Origin of the sequence: Haloarcula sp. JP-Z28, assembly GCF_011440255.1 — an archaeon.
GTDB lineage: Archaea > Halobacteriota > Halobacteria > Halobacteriales > Haloarculaceae > Haloarcula > Haloarcula marismortui.
Genome location: NZ_JAAOHT010000113.1, coordinates 1 through 7,205, shown reverse-complemented (window position 1 = coordinate 7,205; position 7,205 = coordinate 1). Strand labels below are relative to the sequence as shown.

5 protein-coding genes are annotated in these 7,205 nt (G+C 56.0%); 3 read left to right on the top strand and 2 right to left on the bottom strand.

Annotated features, from left to right (window positions below; genetic code table 11):
• Positions 1-25: 25 nt before the first annotated feature.
• From G9463_RS22710 to G9463_RS22700, 3 genes are all read left to right on the top strand, one after another.
• Positions 26-1,960: a COG1361 S-layer family protein gene (locus tag G9463_RS22710; protein WP_165897906.1), complete on the top strand. Its 1,935-nt coding sequence runs from the start codon at positions 26-28 to the stop codon at positions 1,958-1,960.
• Positions 1,961-1,987: 27 nt separating this feature from the next.
• On the top strand, positions 1,988-4,480 hold the full coding sequence (locus G9463_RS22705; RefSeq protein WP_165897905.1) for an RND family transporter: 2,493 nt from the start codon (positions 1,988-1,990) through the stop codon (positions 4,478-4,480).
• Between the two features lie 145 nt (positions 4,481-4,625).
• Entirely contained in the window at positions 4,626-5,222 is a 597-nt protein-coding gene (locus tag G9463_RS22700) for a TetR/AcrR family transcriptional regulator (RefSeq protein ID WP_011222618.1), read from the top strand.
• A 191-nt stretch (positions 5,223-5,413) separates the two neighbouring features.
• Here the strand turns inward: G9463_RS22700 and G9463_RS22695 are convergent, their stop codons facing one another.
• The gene (locus G9463_RS22695; protein WP_007190248.1) at positions 5,414-6,070 is read right to left on the bottom strand and encodes a lactate utilization protein; all 657 of its coding nucleotides are present in this window, start codon (positions 6,068-6,070) and stop codon (positions 5,414-5,416) included.
• A 550-nt stretch (positions 6,071-6,620) separates the two neighbouring features.
• Positions 6,621-7,205: bile acid:sodium symporter family protein (locus G9463_RS22690; RefSeq protein ID WP_165897904.1), on the bottom strand; the 585-nt coding region annotated here is incomplete at its 5' end.

The window sequence follows — 7,205 nt, the reverse complement described above, 5'->3', positions numbered from 1 at the left end:
CGGATTGAATGGAAGTCTTACTAATATGGCACCGAAGGCACAGAAGCTGCTACTCCTGGCCGTAGTTGGCATTGTCGTAACTAGCGGAACGGCAACCGCTGCGGTCGTTGGGAGCCCCGATATCGTTGCAACGCTCGAAGACGACACCGTCACCCCTGGTGAACAAAGGACAATCGAAATCTCGCTGGTCAACACTGGCGATCTTGACAGTGGCTCCACCCGGAACCCGGCGTTAAACAGCGAGGTAACCACGGCGAAGGGGCTTACTGTGTCACTTGGCTCCGGTGACGCGCCGATATCGGTCAAGGACTCGAAGCGAAGTCTTGGCACGCTCCAAGCCGGACCGAAGGTGACAGTCCCGTTTGATATCAGCGTGGATGACGACGCTTCCTCTGGAACGTACGACGCACAAGTGAAACTAAACTACAAGCACACAAGCTATATCTCCGAAGGAACGGGCGCACGGGACGAAGACAGGACAACCCGAACTGTTGACATCGAAATTGATGTCACCGATGACGCCACATTCAATGTGACTGATGTTGCATCGAATGCCCGCGTTGACTCTACGGGCACGGTAGCGGTTAGCGTCGAAAATACCGGAGACAGCTCCGCTCGGGACGCTGCGGTAACGCTGGAATCCCGGAATCAGGACCTCGCAGTAAGTGGCGGCGATGCAACTTCACGGTTTGTTGATGAGTGGGAACCGGGCGAAGTCCGGACGTTCAATTATCGTGTGAGTGCCGCTGAAGCCGCCGAGCCGGAGCCGTACGGGTTTGAGCTGTCGGTCGCATTTGACAACGAGGACGGCCTCCGAACGCAATCAGCAGGACAATCCATTGCAGTCGAACCTGATCCTGAACAGCGGTTCTCAGTCGTCAATTCAAGCAGCTCTGTCGCCGTCAGCAACACGGGAACGTACGAGGTTCAGCTCCGCAACACGGGCCCGTTGACTGTTGATGACGCATCTGTTACGTTTGCTTCACAGAACGCCGATATAACGTTCGGCAAGAGTTCCTCGACAACAGCATATGTGGGCAACTGGGAACCCGGTGAAGTTCGGACCGTCCGAGTTGATGCAACAGCCAGCCCCGATGCCGAGGACCGAAGCTACGCGCTGTCGGCCAACGTCCAGTATGATGATCACGAGGGCGACACCAGCACCTATGACGATGTACAGTTGAGCCTCAGTCCGGCACCTGAACAGAACTTTGGCGTGTCCAATATTGACACCTCACTCCAAGCCGGTGAAGACGGATCACTGAGTGCAACCCTCACAAACACTGGAACGCGTGATGTTGAGAACGTTGTTATCGCTTGGGAAAGCCAGCAGTCGACACTATCGCCAAAAGAGACGCAGTACGCTGTCGGAAATCTCGATGCAGGCGAATCAGCCAACTTCAGCTTTGGTGTTGACGTGTCCAACAGCGCAGAGGCAGGCGCTCGGCAGTTTGACTTCGGAGTGAGCTATCGCGACGACAACGATGACAGGGTTGACGCAGAGACACTTGAAGTTCGCTCAACAGTGGATGGCAGTCAGGACGAATTCGACATCGAAATGCAGAATTCGACGCTCGGCGTCGGACAAGACCGCTCAATTACGTTTACGATAACGAATACGAAAGACAAGACGCTGACCAGCATTGAGGGCAAGGCGTTCGTCAATGATCCGCTCAGCAGCAGTGACGATGAAACGTTTATCGCTGAGTTGGAACCTGGTGAGTCAGAAACGGTTTCCGTCCAGCTCTCAGCGGGAAGCAGTGCGCTGGACAAGACGTATCCGCTCAATCTTGACTTCCAGTATGAGACGCCAGACGGGGACAAACGGGTTTCAGACACCTACAGTCTGCCAATAGAAGTTACGGACCAGTCCGGAAGCGGCGGGACGCCACTGTGGCTTATCGGTGGTGTTGGACTTCTCGCAGTCGTTGGCGGCGTGGTCTGGTACAGCCGACAGTAACTCTCCGAGGCTAACGTATATGACACAATGTTAGACTACCAGAAATATATCGACATCCTAGACGATTGGATTGTCAACCGTGACAAGACAGTCGTCGCTGTGTTCATCGTCACAACCCTCATTCTGTCGGCGGGATTCGGCATGACTGCGACCGACTCGGGGACATCACAGTTCACCGACGGCGTTCCTGCACAGGAAGCGTTCGACGAGGTGAACGACAACTTCGAACGCGAACCGTTCGGTGAGGGGACTGGCTCCACGACGCTAATCCAGAAAGACCAGAACGTCCTGTCGAAGCCGGCCATCCTCAATATGCTGGAAGCCCAGAACCGGTTGACACAGCGCGAATCACAGGACGTTGTCGGAACGACGAGTGTTGCACAGGCCGTCGCACAGACGCTTGACCCGGACGCGGAGACACTGCCCGAACAGATCGATGCCGTAGAAGCAGCCTCACAGTCGGAAATCAAATCCGCCACTCGAACGACGCTCGAGCGCCAGCCGGCAGTCGCAGGACTTCTCAGCAACGACCTGAACCGAGAAGAGCCGTCTGCATCGGCAACACTGACGACTGTTACCCACGAGGTGTCAGGTGTCTCAAGCAGTGCCGGGACAGAGGGGTCATCACCACTGACGCCCATTCAGCAGGAAGCGGAGTTTATCGTCAGTTCGGTCGACGGTGATATCTCTGTCTTCGGCAGTGGGCTCATTTCTGCAGAACTGAGCAGTGTTATCTCCGATTCGCTGGGACTCGTTGTCCCGGCTGCTGTGGTCCTGATTCTGTTCTTCCTCATTATCGCGTACCGGGACCCGTTTGATCTGCTCATCGGCCTCGTCTCCCTTGCGATGGCGATTGTCTGGACATTCGGGTTCATGGGCTGGGCCGGTATCCCGTTCACGCAGATGTTGATCACAGTCCCGCCGTTGCTCCTCGCCATTGGAATCGACTTTGGGATTCACGCCGTGAACCGATATCGTGAAGAGCGCGTCGAGGATGTCGAGCCGACGCCCGCAATGCGGACCGCAACAGACCAGTTGCTCCCGGCCTTCTTCATCGTGACAGGCACGACAGTTCTGGGATTCGCGGCCAACGGGACCAGTCAGCTTGGTCCGATCCGCGACCTTGGGTTTGTCGCCAGTGTCGGAATCATATTCACGTTCCTTATTTTCGGTATCTTCCTGCCGTCGCTCAAACACTTCACGGACCGGCAGCGGGTGCGATACGACCTCCCCGAATTCAGTATCGCTCCGATCGGCTCTGAGGACTCCGCAGTCGGCAAATCCCTCACTATCGGTGTCACAATCGCCCGCCGGGCCCCGTACGTATTCTTCGCTCTTGTGCTGGTGTCTACGGCAGCCATGGGGGCGTATGGAACTGGAATCGATACCCGGTTCACCACTGAGGACTTCCTCCCACCGGAGGAGAACCCCGGGTACGTCGAGGTTCTGCCGGAAGCTGTGGCTCCGAGCGAGTACACAGTCACGAAACAGATAAACTATCTTGAGGACACCTTCGAGAGTGGCGAGAGTGACACAGTAACAATATACGTCGAAGGATCGTTACAGGATGGAACAGCGTTAGAGGAAATCTACCGGGCGAATCAGGACCCGCCTGACTCATTTGTCACAGCCGGCGGAAGTGCAGATACGACAAGTATCCTGACGGTGATTAACCGCTACGAGCGTGCTTCGCCGGAGTTCCGACAACTCGTCGCCCAGAACGACCAGAACGGGAACGGCGTTCCCGACCAGAACCTTCCGACTATCTACAACGCGCTGTATGACTCACCGTACGGTGACCGCGCGGCATCGTACATGACTGACGACTTCACGCGCACGCGAGTTGTATATTTCGTTGAGTCCGATGCGAGTCAACAGGAAGTGACAGATGACACGAGAGCCGTTGCTGATGAGTTCCGGATGGAGGCGACCGCAACCGGTAGCGTTGTGGTATTAAAAGCCGTCTCGGATGTAATCGCAGAGTCGGCGTACATAAGCCTGGGTCTCGCAATTCTCGCGTCTGCAGCGTTCCTGTTCTTCGCCTACTGGCTACTCGAACGCCGTCCCGGGCTCGGGGCTGCGAACCTCATCCCGATACTGCTTACCATTGCTGCCTTGGCTGCGACAATGCGGTATCTGGACATCCCATTTAATGTCCTCACCGGAACGACGTTATCGATCGGAATTGGGCTCGGTATCGATTACTCCGCCCACCTCGTCCATCGGTTCTCCGAGGAGTACCGGGGCGACGTCGGCTTGCTCGAAGCACTCGACATTAGCGTCCGGGGAACAGGTGGCGCATTGGCGGGCAGTATGGTCACCACAACATCTGGCACCGGAGTACTCGTCCTCGCAGTCGTCCCGATCCTGGGTCAGTTCGGGTTGCTGATCGCCCTCAGCGTCCTCTATTCGTTCGTAGCGTCCATACTGGTCCTTCCGACCTCGATCGTTATCTGGGACCATAGCCGTGGAACGCTTGGGACACTGCTCTCGTCGGGCCAATCACGGAGTGTGAATTAATGCGGTCCACTCACCTCGGTTCCTGCTCACTTGAGACTCATCGTGTCCCAATTGAACGAGTTAGTCAGGATCGCTCAGATACCGCGCTTGAGCAAGCGGCACCGTACTGCCACCCCAGCCGAAGTCAGGAGGGACGACTGTCTGTATGACTGACGAGAGCGATGCCCTGTGTGCAACTGAAAAAGAAATTATGCACGCAACTCACCGGGCGCTTGTTAACAGCGGGTACGCTGAGCTCTCGATATCGCGTATCTCTGATGAGCTTGACAAGGCCAAGTCGACGATATACCACTATTACGACTCAAAAGACGCGCTCCTACTCCGGTTCCTCAGATTCACCGTTGACCGATTCGAGGCGACAATCAACACCAGCATCGGTGACAACCCGAAAGAAGATCTCAACCACATCATCAGCACACTTCTCCCGTGTCAACTACCGGAAGAGAAACGCCAGCTACACAGCGTTTTAGTCACGCTCTCCCCGCAAGCACTCGAGCGGGCGGTGTTTCGCGAGCAGTTCACCGAAATCGATACTCGACTTGCTACAATCATCGAAAAAACTGTTCGGCGAGGCGTTGATGCGGATGTGTTTCGCGATGTCGATCCGACACACGCGGCCGAACACATTCTGGCAACGATTAAAGGAACCATGTATAGCCGCCTCACGACGAACCGTGAAGCCGCGACGGCCGCAGCGAAAGCGTCTCTGTTCTCGTATATCGATTCGCATCTGATTTCGTAGTTCCTGCCAGTCTGCCTCACGGTGCACTCTCTCTGCTACACGGTCCGGAGCAGGTCAATCACAGGCTATCCACCTGCAGAACTACCGAGGGTTGGAAATTACCGAGGATTGCTGTTTTTTGATAGTGTGCTTCTGCCCAGAAAGGCAGGGCAGCGGGGCCGACCACCGCTTAGCTTCTGAGTGTCTTTCAGTTAATAACCGAGGTGTTCGCGGATGAGGACAACGGTAGTGCGACCCTCTTCGAGTTCTTGGCGGAGGATGAGTTGCTTGGCGATCGCAGAGTCGACGCCGTAGGCCTCCTTTGCACGCTCGTTTTCGAGGGGGTACGCGACGGTTTCCAGTCGGTCAAGCGCATCCTCAAGCGTCGGCACGATTTTATTCACACCACTGACGATAACGACGTTACTGGCCGCAAACGGATACGCACCGATGCGGCTTCCCGAACGGTCCGCCGCGACGAGTTCGCCGGTCTGGGAAATGCCGTTGATGCCGCCGAGGAAGTAATCGGCCGTCTGTGACTCTCGCCGAGCAGCTTGGCGCTTTGCGTCGTCGTCGATACTCCAGATTTCCTCGGGAAGGCTCTCCCATCCGTGGTCCCCATCACTCAGGTACTCGTCGAACCCGATCTCTTCGAGTGTCGTCGAGTGGCCGTTCATCACAGACGCTTCTGCCGGGATGAGTGACTGCAGTTCCGCGAGTGCATCGTCGGCCGAGTCAACGACGATGACCTCGAATCCGTTTGCCTCCAAGTTCTCGACGGTCTCCTCAATGGTTTCCTCCGAGGCCAGTTCGTCCAGTGATTCGTCGATATCCGCGTCGTCAGCGAAATCTGATTTCTGTTGAGACATATTTTGTCGGTAGGTGTACCAGCATCAACACGAAGGCGTAGCTAGCCCAAAAGTGCTCGCGGACACCGGTGTCAGGTAGTTACATCGGTGATACTCCACCCTCAGATAGGATGTAATGTGCGGATAGACACTCTGTGAACATGGTTTCTGGGCTTCAGAATCTCCCACTCCGATGTGGTCGGACTCGCCGCTGTCCGGAAACAGCACGGGGCGGCTGTGATATCAATTGCTGAAAACCGGGGGGTAGCATATATTGCTCTCCATTCATCATGTTACACATCAATGCAAATGGCACGGAATGAAACTACAGACACTACTGGAACACCCTCGAAGATGGTCCTGTTCTGTCCGGACTGTGATTTTGAGAGCGGGATGGTCGGAGGAGACTGGGACGTTTCGACCACCGGATATACGACCCGATATCACTGCCCGCGATGCCAGCACTCGTTTGGCGTTTCCAATCGCCGGTAACGCATAAGCAGAGTATGGTGGACGTGGACGGATTGTACGTCCGGTAATACTGAAAAACCGTACCGCTGGGAATCTAGTATCAGTCGTCGCTTGGCACAGCCTCAACGGATTTCTGCCCGCTGTCCTGCCAGCTAAAGAAGCTTGCCAGCGCCGGCCCTGTGATGTTATGCCAGACGCTGAACAGCGCGGGAATGAGTGCGGCCGCAGGCTCAAACAGGGTCGTTGCCAGCGCAACGGCCAGCCCGCTGTTCTGGAGGCCGACCTCGAACGCACAGGTCCGAACGCGGTCTGTTGACATCCCAGTTGCTCGACCGACACCGTACCCCGAGCCAAGCCCGATAGCGTTGTGAGTAACGACTGCCACCAGCACGAGTAGACCGGCAGTGAGAATATTATCCACGTTTGCGCCAACGACGCCAGCGACGATCGCGACAATGGCGGCAACACTGATAACCGGGAACACATCGGTACCGATTTCAGCAGCTTTCGGTGAATAGCGGTCCAGCAGATACCGGATCGTGAACCCGAGAAACACCGGAATAATGACGATCTGAATGATGCTCTGGAACATCTCTGCGAAGGTGACGTTTATCTGTTCACCGAGGGTAAACACCACCCAGGCCGGCATCACGATCGGTGCTGCAAGGGTCGTAAGGGTCGTGAT

Bases quoted from the DNA above. Each gene is read 5' to 3' on its own strand.
- G9463_RS22710 (WP_165897906.1), top strand. From the start codon at position 26: ATGGCACCGAAGGCACAGAAGCTGCTACTCCTGGCCGTAGTTGGCATT.
- G9463_RS22705 (WP_165897905.1), top strand. From the start codon at position 1,988: ATGTTAGACTACCAGAAATATATCGACATCCTAGACGATTGGATTGTC.
- G9463_RS22700 (WP_011222618.1), top strand. From the start codon at position 4,626: ATGACTGACGAGAGCGATGCCCTGTGTGCAACTGAAAAAGAAATTATG.
- G9463_RS22695 (WP_007190248.1), bottom strand. From the start codon at position 6,070: ATGTCTCAACAGAAATCAGATTTCGCTGACGACGCGGATATCGACGAA.